We start from the raw sequence: 16,589 nt of genomic DNA, 5'->3' as shown, positions 1-16,589 counted from the left end.
ATATCCAAGTCACAGTAATATTTCAATCTTGTCGATTTAGCTTGCAACTATTTTTTCATTAGAATCAAGGTACAGAGAATCACATGTTCATAAGTTAAGAATGTGTCAGCAAAAATGTTTTAACATTTAACATAAGATTTATTCTGGATTATGGACTATATCAAAAAATATTCCTAAACATTAAGAGATATAGTCTTAAATCTTAGAGTTCAAAAAACAATGCTACTTTTTTTGAACCAGCTATCTTTACATCAAAATGTTCAAGATCATTGGACTACAATCGGTAAAGATATTTTTGATAAAGAACAGCAAAATAAAGCTGCTGTGATTTTAAAATTTGCCTCTGAACTAGATGAAAACACTAAGCGCCACATTCGCCTTCATGGATTAAAATGGAATAGCTTTCGTCAAGAATGGTGCGGTCATGTTAAGGACATTTATGCCTTAAAGAATGGCCTTCTCAATGTTCAGTATAGTATAGAACTTGTAGTGTGATATAAAGCATCTAATAGAAGTAGCATACAACACATCAAAAGTAAGATTTTGTGTTGTATATTCATTATTATTTTACACTATTTTTTAAATTTAATACTTCTTGTATTGATAAATCCGTATATTCAGCAATTGTCTCAACTGATAATTCAGATTTCAATAATTTTATTGCAAAATCTTTTTTTGCTTTAGCTTCACCTTCAGCTTTACCTTTAATCTCACCTAGCTTTATGCCTTCAGCTTTACCTTTAATCTCACCTAGCTTTATGCCTTCAGCTTTACCTTCAGCTTTACCTTCAGCTTTACCTTCAGCTTTACCTTCAGCTTTACCTTCAGCTTTAGCGCGTTCGAGTTTATAATCTTCTACTGCTTTATTATCCCATATACGCTTTAACTCTTGTTCATAGGTTATTAGTTCGTCTTCACTCCAATTAAACTGATCTAATGCCTCATACGCTCTTTTTATTATTAAATCTTCACCTATTATTTTATTATATCCATCTAATGTTGTTTCTTTTGCATGTTTAAAAAAATAGCACCACTTCTCTGTTATATCATTTAACTCTTCCACTCTATTTTTTTTAAATTTTGGTAATTCTATAAAGGTAAATGAAAAGTCCTTTAGATCATGCTCATATGTCTTTTTATCCAATATTACATGCCTTGATATATAGTCTTCTTTATTTGGAAACAATTTATAATCTGCTATAGCTATAAATATAACCTCCTTTAGGTCTGAGTATTTTCCTTCCTTCCCTCTATTTGGTTGCCTACCATATGCTTTTGCGGCATAATACTGTGCTCTTTTTTCAAATCCTTGTGTAGGATCTACTTGCATTTCTATTATATATTGCGCACCGTTTTTATCTTTACACAAAACATCTACTATTGATTCTTTTTTAGACGCTATGTCTGCATCTAATATCGTTCCTAAAAACTCTACTTCTATTATTTTTCTATTCCCTTCAAACAACAATATATCGTTCAGAAAATGTATTAGTATGTCCTTGTTTTTTTCTGATCCAAATATCTTTTTAAATGCTACATCATTCTTTGGATCTAAAAATCTTGATAAATGCATATATTTTTCATATTTTCTATTCTTTTTAAATTATACAATAAAATAACCTACATGAACATTCTCTTATTGAATTTTAATTTCTGCAATTCACTACATTAACCACCTATTAAACTTTAGTTTATTAGGTAGCATACAGCTTACAGTATTTATTTAGCTCTATAGCAATTTCTGGTAATTTAAGATATTCAGCAAGAGGTATAAATTCTTGCTGCGTTTCTAGTATGATTTCTTGTCTTTTTTCATAAGGTTTTATTGATACAGTCTGAATATTATGGAATCGGTCGAAAAGCTTAATTAATAATAGTTCTGTTTTATTTTGTCTATAAAATGTTTGAATCATCTCTCTAGAACTGATTTTTTTATTATCCTTAATCCTGGTGAGATCTGAAACCTGTTCCGCAATTTTTCTACCGAATACCTTAACAATCTTTTCTTTGGTTAGTGTTGTGTCTTCGATAGTATCATGTAGTATTGCTGTAATAATCGTATCTGTTTCAAAGCTGTAGTCTGATACCATATAAGCTACTTCTAATGGATGTGTGTAGTATAGTTCTCCTGTATCTCTCTTTTGCTGACCATGATATTTTTGGGCATAAAATATTGCTTTTTCAACTTTATCAAGATCAATTTTAGTGTCAAATCTTACGTTGGTTTCAAACAGCTTATTTAGTAAGCTTTCGCTATAAAAGTCTATCATTTTTCATCTCTAAATAATCTTTAATAAATTATACAATAAATTAAACTTTTTATATACTTCAGTCTCAGATAAAAAGTGTGAAAGAAGCGAATTAATTTGATTAAAAAAGTTGTACTGGAATATTGCAAGTAATGGTTGTAAACTTGTCTTTTTCGCTTTCTATTTCCATTTCTCCATTAAGTTGATTAATAAGGTAATTTACAAACCATAATCCTGATTCAAGCATTAGTGGATAGTCTCGTACCAACTCAAAATCAGCTAATTTAGCTTTTATATTCCCTAATTTTTCTTTTGAAATACTGCTTCCTGTATCGTGTATTCTAAATTGTAGTATGTTATCGCTTTTTATATAATTTTTTACAGTAAACAAATGAACTGTAATTATAACCTGGCAGCTGCGATTAAATCTAATGACGCTCCCTATTAATTGACTTAATATAGCTTGTAAGTGATCACTATTTCCAATCACAATATCCTTCATTTTGTACTGAAAATTGTAATTAATTTTTATATCTTTCTCTTTTGCAATGTCTTCTAGTCGCCTAACGGCATCCTTTACTAGCTTTTGTATGCTAAATTTTTTTAAACATAAATTTTCATTCTCAATTTCGCTTCTAAGCGTGTAAACTACATCGTTACAGTACCCTTGGAGATTTGCTGATCGATTTAATATTGTTTCCAGCTTATCTTTGTTTTTCGAATCATTTAACATGATCTCGCTTGCTAGCCTTACAATTTCACTCGTTGCAATATTAAATCTATATTTAATCTCCTGTATTAAATCTGTACAATATTCTTTCAATGATTCAGCTGCCTCGACCTGATACTTCGCTTTTCTTAGCTTTGTTATTATTTCCATATATTCATCGATATTCTCACTCTCTCCATTCACCAACGTAATTGGTATTGGAGGAATTTGTACCATCCATTTGTTAATTGTTTTCTTCTTTTCTTTCATAGCATTCTCCTAAAGAATAATTCAAACTATTGTTGGTACATCAAATGAAAAAGTTACATAATTATTTTGCTCTTTAACTCGTAGATTTCCTTTCATCTGATGTGTAAGATGTTTTATAAATGCTAATCCTTCTCCTAGTTCTTGATACATTACCAAATTCGTATTCTCTAGTTCAGCATTTATTTTTTCTAATTTTTCTTTAGAAGTGCTTAGTTCTATGTTTTGTACTATAAATTGTAATATTTCTGAATTCTGATTGACGTTGACAATAATCTTGCTATTCTTGCTACTATTTATAACCGCACTACCAATTAACTGGCTTATTACTGCTTTTATTCTGAAACTGTCTCCAATCAGAATCGGCTTTATGTCATTTTGAACATTTAGATTTATATTCTCATTCTCAAAATTTTTCCTCATTCTGATAACGGTATTATTTATTAGCGGTTCTATATTAAATGTTTCAATCCTTACATTCGTTGATGCTATGTATTGTCTAAATAAAAAAATCATTCCATTTAGAGAAGCTATTATATTTACTTTTTTTCTGTCGTAGTTATTTACTATTAGCCTAAAATATTGTATCCACTCTATGCAATTTATGCTTACTTGCTCAGATTCCTCTAGCTGGCAGTATAGTTTTTGCATTTCACTATCTATCTGTTTTATTGTTGTGCTATTAATTCCCTCTGTGGATAATTTTTCGGTTAATTTATTGATTTTATTTTGACCTTCGTCTTCAATAGGCATAGAATCCTCCTGCTATTTAAATTATTAAATTGCTTCCTAGAGATTAAAAAGAAAATTTCTAGTTTATCGTCTTTAATCTCTAGCTAAATATTATCTAAATCTTGAATCTCAGATAATATCAGGTATACAGTATCATTTAGATTTTTATCAGTACATGACTTTTTGTCATAATTATGAAAAATTTTTCATCTTTTTTAAAGTAGATGCGAAATTGTCGCATTGTTATTTACATCTAAAAAAACAAAATATCCTTCAAAATTAGATATACAATTGATTCTGAGTTATAAAAAAAGACTTTGATAATTTAGTATATTAACTGAAAAAGTTCTGAACTTATCTTATTGCTCTTAATTTAAACATCAGGTTCGAGCACGTCTTTAAAACGACCCATAATATCACAAATATAAAAATCAAGTGCTGTATTAACTAAGTCAAAATCTTTTTTCTCTATCGAATTAAGATCTTCTCAAGTTGTAATACTGCTCTGTTAAATAACTGTTTAAACATAAGTTAGATATAAGAAATACAGCAAAACTTAAGAAGAATAAGTGTTATATCTCTTTAATACCTATGTATGGCGTAACATAGTATTTTTGTACTTCTTTTGTTTAAATGCTTACTGAAATCCTCTATTAGGAAAAAAACTTAACTATAGAAATCATAGCAGTTCTTCTTGTTTTTTAGAGTTATTCTATCAGTGTTTATATTTCTTCTTTATTTTTATTTTTTTATAAATCTATCACTGTAACTCTTATTCTTCCTGCTTCTCATTATTTCACTTATATCGAACTTGTGATAAATTAGAGCTTAATCTTAACATTTCTTAACTTTTTAGTTGTGTTTTTTAATTATTCATAATATATATAAAAAACTTTAAACTATAAGGTAACAATATATGACAAATTTTATCCTCAAATATATAGAAAATGCTAATACAAATATGGAAGCTAAAATTGAACAACAGGAATATGTCCAGCAAAAGTTGTTCATTATGACTCAAACCATAAAAACATCAGACTTTAATATAAAATATGCAATTGCGTACTTAACGCAGTATGATCAGCAACTTGTAAAACAAAAATTAATAACCAAATTAACTCCATGTTTTAAGGAATATTTTACAAAGTATGGTTGCGTTGAAGAAGTAAGCGAAAGAACAGCTGAATGGCTTATGAATCAAGAATCGCAGTCTGATAAACCAAAGCTTATAGCATCAAAATTTGCCAACTTTTTTAACGATAATAAATTACAAAAGACTATTAAAAATAATATAACAAAGCTAACAACAGATACTCAGAATCAGTGTAAAGGAATTCTTTGCTTAAAAGTTTTGTCACATATAACACCATCTTCACTACAAAATATAACTTCAGGCGCAATCGATATTTTTAAAACAGAATTAACACAGCGATTTGAAGAAGAATACTTGGCGGAATATTTTATAGAATGTATAAAACCATTTATACACAAATTTGCATGTTTTTTTATTATGCGCACTGCAGAAGATGGACATATTGATATGGCAGATAAGTTCTCGGATGTTAATGGTTGTATAGAAGATATTTACAAGTTCAAGTTTGATAAGTCAGGCAAAGTTGCAGTTACAAAAATGAAATCTGCAATAAATCATCTTATAGAACTAAATCATTTAAACAAGAGTTTTTTTACAGGCTTAAGTAGTAAAATGGGTATATTTATAGAAAACTATAAAGCACAACATCCTAATCTCATTGCTATGAAAACTGACATTGAGACTGAAAATGGAAAAAGCAACAGTGACATTCAGTTAATACAATCTGATCATTATGACCTAACTGATATAGAAGATAAAATGGAAGTTGAACTACGAGATGCTGGATTGCTATCTGAAGGCAATCTACCTCAATCTGAAAAATTGCCTGAAAACATTACAGAGCAAATTAGATTGATACTTGAAAATCAACAACATGACTTAACTAATAGTGATATTGACAGCGACGATGAGATTATGTTAACAGAAGCTCAAGACTTAGAACTAGAAAAATTAGTATTGAAAGATGTTCCTCAACCTGAAAAATTGCCTGAAAACATTGCGGAGCAAATTAGATTGATACTTGAAAATCAACAACATGACTTAACTAATAGTGATATTGACAGCGACGATGAGATTATGTTAACAGAAGCTCAAGACTTAGAACTAGAAAAATTAGTATTGAAAGATGTTCCTCAACCTGAAAAATTGCCTGAAAACATTGCGGAGCAAATTAGATTGATACTTGAAAATCAACAACATGACTTAACTAATAGTGATATTGACAGCGACGATGAGATTATGTTAACAGAAGCTCAAGACTTAGAACTAGAAAAATTGGTATTTGAAAAGCTTCCTAACCATGAGGGAATACCTGACTGGATATAAACTGCTTTTTATTAACTAAAGATGAAACTAAAATGCTATGCCGCAGGTAGATCAGTCTGAAGAGCAGTCACCTATTGCTCTATGTTATCAGTACAGCATCAATTTAATTATGTAATAGTAACACATAGTATTCTTGTTAACTAACCAAAGTTTGATATAATGGTAAGGAAGTATAAAGATAGTAAGCATTATTGTTCTTTTTACACTTATTATGCCTAAGGTTTTATATTTCTTATATCGAACTCATGTTATTAGAAGTTGTATTAAATTTTTTTGTTCTGTATGACTGTGCAAGTCATTAAAAAAAGCAAACCATTTTTCCTGTGAAACTGAAAAAATTTGTGTTGCTTTATTTTGTTTGCGTAGGTTAAACATTCGATAGAGCAAGTGTTTTGCCGCGCTTAAGACTTGTATATGCATACTTTTACTCTTTAAAACCCCGCATAATATTTAACAATTATATATTTATTATTAATCTTGAGTTATAAATTGAGATAGCCTAAAATAATTAGGCCATTAGCAAATCGTATTTTTAGATTTTTTTTGTTTATTGTTATTCTTATAACTAATAATCATAGCATTACTTTTGCTATTTGAAGTAGTAATTAAAGTATAGCTAGAGATTCATTTGTACCTTTACTAACAGATTCTGAAGTTTTAATGAAATAACCTCTAGCTAAATATTATCTAAATCTTGAATCTCAGATAATATCAGGTATACAATATCATTTAGATTTTTATCAGTACATGATTTTTTGTCATAATTATGAAAAATTTTTCATCTTTTTTAAAGTGAATGCGAAATTATCACATTGTATCTCTAGCTACAAAAATATCATTCAAAAAAGATTTATAAAGAAAGTTCTGTAGCAGTTATTATTACTGGCTTTAAGGCTTATTTTCTGCTATAATTCATAGTAGAGATTTAATTAATCAAAAATTCTTGTGTCAATAGCAATTTCTAATGAACCAAAGCCTTTTCTCCATTGAGTTGGAGGCAAAAGGAGAATTGTTAATAGATTAATAGAGCATCTTCCTTCAGGGCCATACTATAATTACTATGAACCATTCCTTGGAGGTGGGGCTTTATTTTTTCAAGTTAGGCATCTGTTTAAACAATGTTTTTTGTCTGATATTAATCTCGACTTAATTACTAGTTATCACGCTGTAAAGAAGAATCCAAATGAGGTCAATAGATTACTAAATCTATATCACAAAAATCATTCTGAAAATTACTACTATAAAATAAGAGACAATTATTATAGCAATGATCCTAATGATATCACGGCAAAATTTATATATCTTAATAAATATTCCTTTAGGGGAATTTATAGGCTAAACAGAGATGGTACATCTGCTCAAACATTTTCTGATAAGCGATATCTTAAGCTTCATATTTGCTCTAGAATAAATAAATGTAGTAACCTTCTGGCTGATGTATCAATTTATGCGATGGATTTTTCGTTTATAGAGCCTAAAAAAGGTGACTTCGTTTATCTTGATCCACCTTACCACCAATCAGGAGAAAGGTTCTACACTAGAGTTCCATTTGATGAAAAAGAGCAAATTAGACTACGAGATTTTGTTTATGAACTACACACAATAAAGGTGTTAAAATTATGCTTTCAAATAATAACACTACCTTCATTAGAGACTTATATAAAGACTTCTTCATCACTCATATTGGAGTTACATACTCAATCAATGAACAACGCAATCCTGTTAATGAGCTAATCATTACTAACTATAAAACTTGCTAGTTATTAAATGTGAACCCGCAATCCAAATCGTATATGAATAGGAAGTGGTCTATAGTTAGCAATTGTGCTGCATTCAATGTCTAAATATGTATCTCTTGATAAGTTTATTGCTGTTCCAACTCCGTCTAAATATGTATCTCTTGATAAGTTTATTGTTGTACCAACTCCCAAGTCTATACCAGTACCGCTATCACTATTGAAAGCTGATACTAGGCCACCTGTAACAAAAATTGATGCTTTGTTACCTTCAATTATATTGTAATAATAATTTCCTTGAATAAAGTTATCTCTACAGTTGTGATGACACATAAATCCTAATCTTACATCCATTCTGTGCCGATCTAATCTATAACCAATTCCAGCTTCTAATGTATCGTAGCTAGTAGCAATACCAGTTGAAAATTTTATATAGAATTGTTGTGAAGTATCAATACCACCTTTAGAGGCATTGAAGTTTACATTATTATTCGCTGTACATATCGATGGTGAAGATAATACAACGAATGCTAATATAACAGCATAACCCGGTTGTAAAAGTAATTTCAAAACATTCATATTAACTTCTCTTTTTAATATTAACATATTAGCTATCTGTTGAAACCTAATACCATGGGACTGATTGTTCCATTAGAAAGTTGAATACATCTGCATTACCGCTTTTAGCAGCATAATCTATAGTAGTCATGCCGTTATCATCTTTTGCATCAATATCTGCTCCATAATCAATCAAAAGCTGTATAATATCTATGATTTTATTACGAACAGCAATATGTAGTAGCGTTTCTCCTTCATCATATTTTTTATTAATACCAGTAGAATTATGTTTTAGCATAATTGCTAAAGGTTCTACACATTTGCATTCAACAGCATCAGATAAAGGTGTATTACCTTGATTATTCTCGATATTTACATCAGCATTATATTTTAGCAGTAATGCTATATGATCATTGCAATAGGTAGGATATTTTTCGAAAAATTCATAATATACTTGAATTGTTTCAACAACAAGATGTAAAGCAGTGTGCCCATCATTATCTTGTGCGTTTACGTTAGCTTCATTGTTCAACAAAATCTTAGCAATAGGTAGATTCTTATATTTCAAAGCAACAGATAAAGCAGTAGTGCCATCTTTATATTTTGAATTGACAAGTGTAATATCCTTATTAATAAGCTGCTTCACTTTTTTAATATCACCATCTTGAATAGCGCTATGTAAGGTATACTTAGTCTTAGATTTTAATATCATATATTTAATCCTTTCATTCTCAATTATTTACTCATTAGCTAGCATGAAGTTTACAATATTCGCTTAAGCGTTCTCCAATCTCTGGTAGTTTAAGGTATTCAGCAAGAGCTATAAATTCTTGCTGAGTTTCAAATATTATTTCTTGCCTTTTGTGAGGAGGTTTGATGAATATAGTTGTAATATTATGGAATCTATCAAAAAGCTTGATCAGTAATAGTTCTGTTTTATTTTGGCTGCGTAATATTTGTATCATTTCCATAGCACTGATTTTCTTATTATTCCTAACCCTTGTGAGATCTGAAACATGTTCTGCAATATTAGCACCAAATTCGTACCTTATTCTTTCTTTAGTTACTTTTGTGTCTTCAAGTGTATCATGTAGTATTGCAGTAATAATTGTATCTGTTTCAAAGCTGTGGTCTGATACCATGTGAGCTACTTTCAATGGATGTGTGTAGTAGAGTTCTGTATCTCTCTTTTGCTGGCAATGATATTTTTTAGCGTAAAGTATTGCTTTTTCAACTCTATCAAGATCAATTTTGGTGTTAAATCTTATGTTGGTTTCAAACAGCTTATTTATTAAGCTCTCACTATAAAAATCTATCATTGGCCACCTCCAAATGGTTATTAATAAATTATACCATAATTTAAACTTTTTGTATACTCCAATCCCAGATAAAAACTGAAAAAGAAGCAAATTAAATTATAAATTTTTTGAATTCAGTTATCACGATGCTAAAACTAACCTTAAGTTGCATATCTCTGGTGTTAATGAGTAAAATTTTGCTGTAATTTTTTTTTGGACAAGCATTTTTTCATTCATATTACCCTTAAGTTTACTTACACTGAACTAATTCAAACGAAAACCCTTGAGCTTCAAAAGCACGCTCTAGAATGAGCTTAAAATTTGATTTGATATAGCTATTCGCAAAGCTTGTTAGAGCCTTAATAAATATCTTTTTATTAACATTATCTTCATTTACAACTTCTAATTTACTAAACCATATTTTATCAATAACTTGCTCATATTCATAATGTTGAAGTATGTATTTTCGTACTTTGAACAATATAGAGTTAGAACCTAGCTCTTTACTAAGTTCTGAAAGGTAATCTTCATCACTTATTTGTTGCTGTAAAACTGTTGTTTTTTGATACTCAGTTGTGCTATTGGTAACTTGTTTGATTCATCAAATGGTATAACTTGTAACTGCTCAATATCGTTGCTATACACAGCTCGTACCTCCTGTAGTATCTTGAATTTAATATGATCTGATAGTGTAATATTCTTAAGCAACCTGATGTAATATTTGTTTTTAACAGCTGCACCAAAATCACAAGATGTTAAAATTTGATAAGCCATATCTGCTTCAAAGACTCCAGCTATTTTACGCTTCAACTGAGCCTTCATACTACGATCTGTACCAGATTCAATGTTTGCTAGATACTGTTCTTTAAATCTTCCTACATCATTAAAAAAATTTCCACTATTAGCCTGATCAGTAGTTAGTAATTCATTTGCTAAGGCTTTTGCCATATAGTTTAGCACTGCTATCTTATTTACAAAATGACGGTTTGGATATTTATTTGATAACTTCAACAGTAATTGATTTATGAAGTATATGTTGAAGCTTCTACTAGACATACGTTGTAGTATAATTGCATCTTCTGGTGTTAGTGGATAATAATCTGCTAGTCTTTTTCTTTTGGGATAGCATTCATTCTTTTCAACCTCTGAATTCTTAGTAATAGCTGGAGTTGCTAACTCACTATTTTGCTCATAATCCTTGTTTGATGGCTTGTCATTACTAACATCACTAAGCTCATAGAAATTCAAATTCTGTTGTTGCTGTTGATTTTCTTTTTCATTTTCTACTAACTCAATTTCTATAAAATCATCAGATTCCGTATATTTAAACTTCAAATTTTGCTGTTGATCTTCATTTTTATTTTGATCATTCTCTATTAACTTATCTTCAGTAGATCTAGATCTATTATTATTTTTTTTATTATTATTATATCTATATATGTAGCTGCAATTTTTTGCAGGTTCACCTGCAAATTCTTGCAAATTGATGTGAAAATTTTTTTGTTGCAGAAGGACAATTTTTTCTTCTTTTTTTTCTTTATACTTATACTATCTGCCTTAGAAGGCCAATTTTACCTATAGCACATCTTATAATCAATAATAAAGGCGAAATAATGTCAGTTAAAATTAGGCAATAAAAGCGACCTATCTGCAGCTTCAGTTTTTTCCTAAAGGCTTATCTAGTAAACTGTTTAGTGATAAAGCCTACATATCTAAGGAGTTATTTCATCAACTGCTGACCAATGGTCTACGTTTATTTACTAATCTTCGTAAAGATATGAAAACATATTTATTGGATATACAAGATAAGCGGTTATTAAATAAACGTTCTTTAATTGAGTCTGTTTTTAATGTACTAAAAAAACATATCCATTTAGAGATACTAGACACCGTTCTCCTCTTAATTTCTTTGTTCATATAATTGCTTCTCTTGCTAGTTATCCTATCTACAACTTAATCCTAATCTTATCTCTTCTTCTTCTCCTGACTCCTTATCCTAAATTGACGTTCTTAAACTTACACATTAACTTAAAGCACTAAGTTAGTGGATAATTTGATAGATCATCTGAATGATATAATTTTTTTATTTAGAAAAAACATAGAATCAATGAATGTATAACTAGAAGCATTTAGCCTACGAAAAATACTAAATAGTACTGTTGCAGCAGTTAAAGTAATTGCTGAAGATGAAAAGATAGAGCTAAGGCAAAATTTAGGAAATAACACATACGATATTATTACTGGAGATAGTTTTCGAATAAGAGCTATACTAAGCCAGTTAGTTAGAAGTGCTATTATTCATAGCACAAATAGCAAAGTTATCGTGTAATATTGCAGTAATAATCGTATTTGTTTCAAAACTATAATCTACTTATATGCAACTTTTAATATATGCATATAATAAGGTTCTACTGTATCTCACTTTTGATTGCTATGATATTTTTTGCATAAAATATATCTTTTTTAACTTTATCAGGATTAATGTGTTTATCAAAACTATGATTAATCAAGACCAGCTTATCAAGTAGTTTATTGATATGTTCACAATTTAAAAATGCTAACATTATTTCCTCACTCTCCATTAATAATTCTAATTTTCAGTTATCATATTATTCTATTGTTCTGTCGAAATTTCGATTCAGTTATCATGAACAATTAATAGTAATATTCTATGATTTGTCTTTTGATTTGTAGAAGCCAGCAAATCAATTTCAACACTAATTTCGCTGCATTTACTATTAATAGCGTTGCAAATTAATAGTGTTAGTACTGCCTGTATTTGAATACTATTTACAATTATTAAATCTTTTATATCATTTTTAAAATTGCAGCTAAGATTTATTCCTTTATTTTCTGTGAATGGCTTCAGTGCTCTAATAGTACTATTTACTTTTGCTTGAATATCAAAATCTCCAGATTGTATAGTATGACTCATAAAATGCTTCCATATGTTTTAATTGAAAAGTTGTACTGGTATATCGCAAGTAATAGCTGTGAACTTATTTGCCTCGCTCTTTATCTCTAATTTGCCACTTAGTTTGTTAACAATGTAATTTGCAAATCCTAGACCTGAGTCTAATATTTCTGGATACTCTAATTTGAATGCAAATCAGAAAATTTTGCATTTATTTCTTGTAGTTTTTCTTGTGAAATACCTTTTCCGTTATTACATACTATGAATCTTAATATTCTGTCTTTTTCATTTGCCTTTCGATACGGCGAAGTAAATAACCTAACTATAACATCAACCTGACAGCCTTTATTAACTCTAATAGCCCCACTTATTAATTGACTAAGTATAGTTTGCAATAGATAACTATCTCTCTACAATAACAATATCATTGATGTTGTCCTGAACATTGTAACTGAGCTATATTTCTCTATCTTCAGCAATTTCTTTCAGCGAGTTAATTGTATCCTTCAATAGTTTTTGTATGCTAAATTTTTTTGAATGTGCATTTTGAAGCTCAATTTGTCCTCTAAGTATAGTAACAATCCATCTAGTGCCAATGTTTTTTGCTTGCTTAACAATTTGATCTGCTATAGTAGCAACTTGCTTTTGTTCAAAAATAAAAATATAAATTGCAGCTGCAAAAAAAACTTCTGTAATTTCTGATATAAGCTTAGCTCCAACAAAACCATCTGGATATTCTTCATGAATAAAATTAGTGTTAATATTTCCTTCAATGAAACGATGATGTGAAATAATCGCTTCAAGAAATGTAATGTTATGTGCAACACCGCATATAATAAATGCTTCCAAAGCTGCAGACATGCATTCAATAGTTTTTTGTCTAGTATTATGGTAGGTACATAATTTTGTAATTATAGGATCATAAAACATGCTAACGTCTGATCCAGCTTTTACTGCGCTGTCAATTCTAATGTTGATATTATTTTGTGTAGAAGCATATTCAGTTATTCTACAACTTGATGGCAAAAATTCACTTTGAGGATCTTCAGCGTAAATTCTACATTCTATTGCGTGCCATGTTAAGTGAATACAATCTTGAGATGTTTTAGCTTTTGATTAGCCGCAATTTTAATCATTTCTTCAATAATATTGATATCAGTAATTAGTTCTGTGACATGATGTTTAACCTGTAATCTTGTGTTCATTTCTAAGAAATAAAAATTTTGATCAGTATTAACAATAAATTCTACTGTTCATGCTGAGAATATTTTACCTTTTTAGCTAATGATAATACTTGGTCATACATCTTTTGCCTAGTATCATTACTTAAAAAAGAACTATGGGCTTCCTCAATTATTTTTTGGTGATGGCGTTGTATTGAACATTCTCGTTTTCCTAAACAAATACCATTACCGTATTTACCAACTAAAAGCTGAATTTCAATATGGTGAAGGTTTTGAATAAACTTTTCAATAAATACTCTACTATCATTAAAATTATAAGTAGCATCCAGTCTTGCAGAATTATATGCATCTTGCATTTCTCTTTCATTATTAGTAACTCTCATTCCGATTCCTCATCCTCCAGCAGCCGCTTTAACTATCACTGGAAACCCAATTTACGTAGCAATTTTAATAGCGTGTTCAAGAGTATTAATAGTTCCAATTCAGCTACAGCATTTACTCCAGCTTTGATAGCTATTTTTTTAGCTTCAATTTTGTCTCATATTTTTTATAGAAGAAACACTTGGACCTATAAAAGCTACTCCTTCTTTTTGTAGAGTTAAAGCAAATTTAGAATTTTAAGATAGAAACACATAATCTGGAAATACAGCTTGAGCTCCGCTAGTTCTAGCAGCTTTAATAATATGTGGTTTGGTGCGTATGCGCTTAGTTTTGATTTAGGATAACTAATAGAAATATAACTTTCTGGTACTGGATAGTTTCCGATAAAGCATGCTTTATCAGCGTATTGGACATGTAAAGCATTAGTATCAGCTTCTGAATAAACAGCAGCTGACTTAATGCCCATTTTGTTAAAGTTTTCATAGCACGAAAGCTATTTCTCCGCGGTTAAAAATTAATATTTTATCATCAAATATATGCTTTATTGATAAGTTCATTTTAAACAAAAGTAAGTAATATTAGGTCATAGTGGCAAGTTAGAATGCTTTTTCCATGGAAGCATAACCTTTTTATTTTTTAAAAAATTTATTGCTTTACAAATACGCTATCTAGTATTTTATGGTTCAATAATATCATCGATATAACCTCTAGCCGCTGCTATGAAAGGTGATGTTAAGTTTTTTTTATATTCTAAAATTTTCTGCTGCCTTAAATTCAGGGCTAATATATGAATTTTTATATAGAACTTCTATAGCAGGTTCAGGCCATAAAACGCCTATTTCAGCATTACACCAAGCATAATAATATCTCAACTTAAATGTTTTGAACTCATAACTATATAAGCTCCACCATATGCTTTTCTAGTAATGAAAGTTATTTTAGGTACTGTTGCTTCAGCATAAACATATAATAATTTTACTGCATGCTTTATTATACCATTACTTTCCTGATTTTGACCTAGTAAAAATCCATGAGTATCGACTAAAGTAACTAATAGTATGCTAAATACATCATAAAATCTAATAAATCTAGCATCCTTTCTTGAAGCGTTAATGTCTAAGCATACTGCTAAATATAGAGGTTGATTAGCAATAATACCTACAGGATTGCCTTCCATATATCCAAATCCAATAATAATATTTTTAGCAAAATCAGGCTGCAACTCAAAAAAATATCCTTCATCAACTATTCTTTCAACTAGTTACTTCATATCATAAGGTTTATTAGGATTTATTGGCACTAAAGTATTTAATTACATGTTCACTCTATCTGCTGGATCATTAGTTTCTTGATATGGAGTAAGATGAGTGTTTGATAAAGGAAGGAAATTAAAAAATTTTCTAATTTCAAGCAATGCTGCAATATCATTTTCAAAAGCCAAATCAGCTATGCCACTTTGCGTTGTATGCACAAAACTTCCACTAAGTTTAGCAGAACTAATATCTTCACCTATTACTTGCTTTACTACATCAGGACCTGTTAGAAACAGGTAAGAGGTATTTTTTTACCATAATAAATCTATAAGCGCAGGAGAATACACATCTCCTCCAGCATATGGTTCCATTATTACTGAAATTTGAGGTATTACTCCTGGAGCAATGGCATTTTTCTGAAAAATCTAGCCATATCCTCCAAGCGAATTTATACCTTCCTGAATTCTAGCTCTTTCTAGAGTCATTGATACAGATTATTGGAGCTCTAACATCTATAGCAGTGTCAATTAATTTACAGATTTTTTTAGCATATACCTCTCCTAATGAACCTCCAAGAGCAGTAAAATCTTGGCTATATACAAATACTAAACGACAATTGATTGTACCATGGCATGTAATTACTCCATCACCAAGAAACATTTTGCTACTCATATCAAAGTTACTATAGCGATGTTTGGCAAACATACCTACTTCTTCAAAGCTCTAATGATCAAGTAAAACTTCTATGCGTTCACGAGCTGTAAGCTTCACTTTACTATGCTGAATATCAATTTTGCTACTTCCTACTCCTTGCATAGCTTTTTGACGCTTTACTTCTAGGTTAGCTTATATCTGTAAGCTATTGTGATTCATAACTCAATCTTAAAAA

Annotated in this window: 12 protein-coding genes and 5 pseudogenes; 4 read left to right on the top strand and 13 right to left on the bottom strand. The window is 29.7% G+C overall.

The window, feature by feature from the left end:
- Nucleotides 1-240 precede the first annotated feature (240 nt).
- Nucleotides 241-495: pseudogene (locus DK405_RS04760) on the top strand (conjugal transfer protein TraD); the annotation flags it as partial.
- Between the two features lie 67 nt (nt 496-562).
- Here DK405_RS04760 and DK405_RS04755 read toward each other — a convergent pair.
- From DK405_RS04755 to DK405_RS13975, 4 genes are all read right to left on the bottom strand, one after another.
- Nucleotides 563-1,573: an Rpn family recombination-promoting nuclease/putative transposase gene (locus tag DK405_RS04755; protein WP_109510604.1), complete on the bottom strand. Its 1,011-nt coding sequence runs from the start codon at nt 1,571-1,573 to the stop codon at nt 563-565.
- A 121-nt stretch (nt 1,574-1,694) separates the two neighbouring features.
- Nucleotides 1,695-2,270 carry an HD domain-containing protein gene (locus tag DK405_RS04750; protein ID WP_109510603.1) on the bottom strand — a complete coding sequence of 192 codons (576 nt, stop codon included), beginning with the start codon at nt 2,268-2,270 and terminating at the stop codon, nt 1,695-1,697.
- 100 nt (nt 2,271-2,370) lie between these two features.
- Complete coding sequence (locus DK405_RS13980; RefSeq protein ID WP_109510602.1) at nt 2,371-3,228, bottom strand: sensor histidine kinase; 858 nt, start codon at nt 3,226-3,228, stop codon at nt 2,371-2,373.
- Between the two features lie 21 nt (nt 3,229-3,249).
- Entirely contained in the window at nt 3,250-3,978 is a 729-nt protein-coding gene (locus DK405_RS13975; RefSeq protein ID WP_109510601.1) for a sensor histidine kinase, read from the bottom strand.
- Nucleotides 3,979-4,873: 895 nt separating this feature from the next.
- Here DK405_RS13975 and DK405_RS04735 point away from each other — a divergent pair.
- The gene (locus DK405_RS04735) at nt 4,874-6,376 is read left to right on the top strand and encodes a hypothetical protein (protein WP_045912891.1); all 1,503 of its coding nucleotides are present in this window, start codon (nt 4,874-4,876) and stop codon (nt 6,374-6,376) included.
- Nucleotides 6,377-7,321: 945 nt separating this feature from the next.
- Nucleotides 7,322-8,136 (top strand): annotated as a pseudogene (locus DK405_RS04730) (DNA adenine methylase).
- 3 nt (nt 8,137-8,139) lie between these two features.
- Here DK405_RS04730 and DK405_RS04725 read toward each other — a convergent pair.
- From DK405_RS04725 to DK405_RS04710, 4 genes are all read right to left on the bottom strand, one after another.
- Nucleotides 8,140-8,691, bottom strand: coding sequence for a hypothetical protein (locus DK405_RS04725; protein ID WP_064613414.1), 552 nt, complete (start codon nt 8,689-8,691; stop codon nt 8,140-8,142).
- Nucleotides 8,692-8,737: 46 nt separating this feature from the next.
- Entirely contained in the window at nt 8,738-9,382 is a 645-nt protein-coding gene (locus DK405_RS04720) for an ankyrin repeat domain-containing protein (RefSeq protein ID WP_064613120.1), read from the bottom strand.
- A gap of 34 nt (nt 9,383-9,416) precedes the next feature.
- Entirely contained in the window at nt 9,417-9,989 is a 573-nt protein-coding gene (locus tag DK405_RS04715) for an HD domain-containing protein (protein ID WP_064612747.1), read from the bottom strand.
- Nucleotides 9,990-10,502: 513 nt separating this feature from the next.
- On the bottom strand, nt 10,503-11,450 hold the full coding sequence (locus tag DK405_RS04710) for a hypothetical protein (RefSeq protein WP_231967635.1): 948 nt from the start codon (nt 11,448-11,450) through the stop codon (nt 10,503-10,505).
- A 101-nt stretch (nt 11,451-11,551) separates the two neighbouring features.
- On the opposite strand from DK405_RS04710, the pseudogene DK405_RS04705 reads away from it, so the two are divergent.
- Nucleotides 11,552-11,968: pseudogene (locus tag DK405_RS04705) on the top strand (transposase); the annotation flags it as partial.
- Between the two features lie 408 nt (nt 11,969-12,376).
- Here DK405_RS04705 and DK405_RS13970 read toward each other — a convergent pair.
- The 5 genes and pseudogenes from DK405_RS13970 to DK405_RS04675 form a co-directional block, all read right to left on the bottom strand.
- Nucleotides 12,377-12,532 carry a hypothetical protein gene (locus DK405_RS13970; RefSeq protein WP_231967634.1) on the bottom strand — a complete coding sequence of 52 codons (156 nt, stop codon included), beginning with the start codon at nt 12,530-12,532 and terminating at the stop codon, nt 12,377-12,379.
- Between the two features lie 74 nt (nt 12,533-12,606).
- Nucleotides 12,607-12,903: a hypothetical protein gene (locus DK405_RS04690; protein ID WP_045912130.1), complete on the bottom strand. Its 297-nt coding sequence runs from the start codon at nt 12,901-12,903 to the stop codon at nt 12,607-12,609.
- A 158-nt stretch (nt 12,904-13,061) separates the two neighbouring features.
- Nucleotides 13,062-13,277, bottom strand: a complete 216-nt coding sequence (locus DK405_RS13965; protein ID WP_080946431.1) for a histidine kinase — start codon at nt 13,275-13,277, stop codon at nt 13,062-13,064.
- A 175-nt stretch (nt 13,278-13,452) separates the two neighbouring features.
- Nucleotides 13,453-15,004: pseudogene (locus DK405_RS15410) on the bottom strand (acetyl-CoA carboxylase biotin carboxylase subunit); the annotation flags it as partial.
- A gap of 26 nt (nt 15,005-15,030) precedes the next feature.
- Nucleotides 15,031-16,516 (bottom strand): annotated as a pseudogene (locus DK405_RS04675) (acyl-CoA carboxylase subunit beta).
- Nucleotides 16,517-16,589 lie beyond the last annotated feature (73 nt).

The sequence above is a fragment of the Orientia tsutsugamushi genome (genome assembly GCF_900327275.1).
GTDB lineage: Bacteria > Pseudomonadota > Alphaproteobacteria > Rickettsiales > Rickettsiaceae > Orientia > Orientia tsutsugamushi.
Note: the sequence above shows the minus strand (reverse complement) of the source record. Positions and strands in the feature narration are given on the sequence as shown.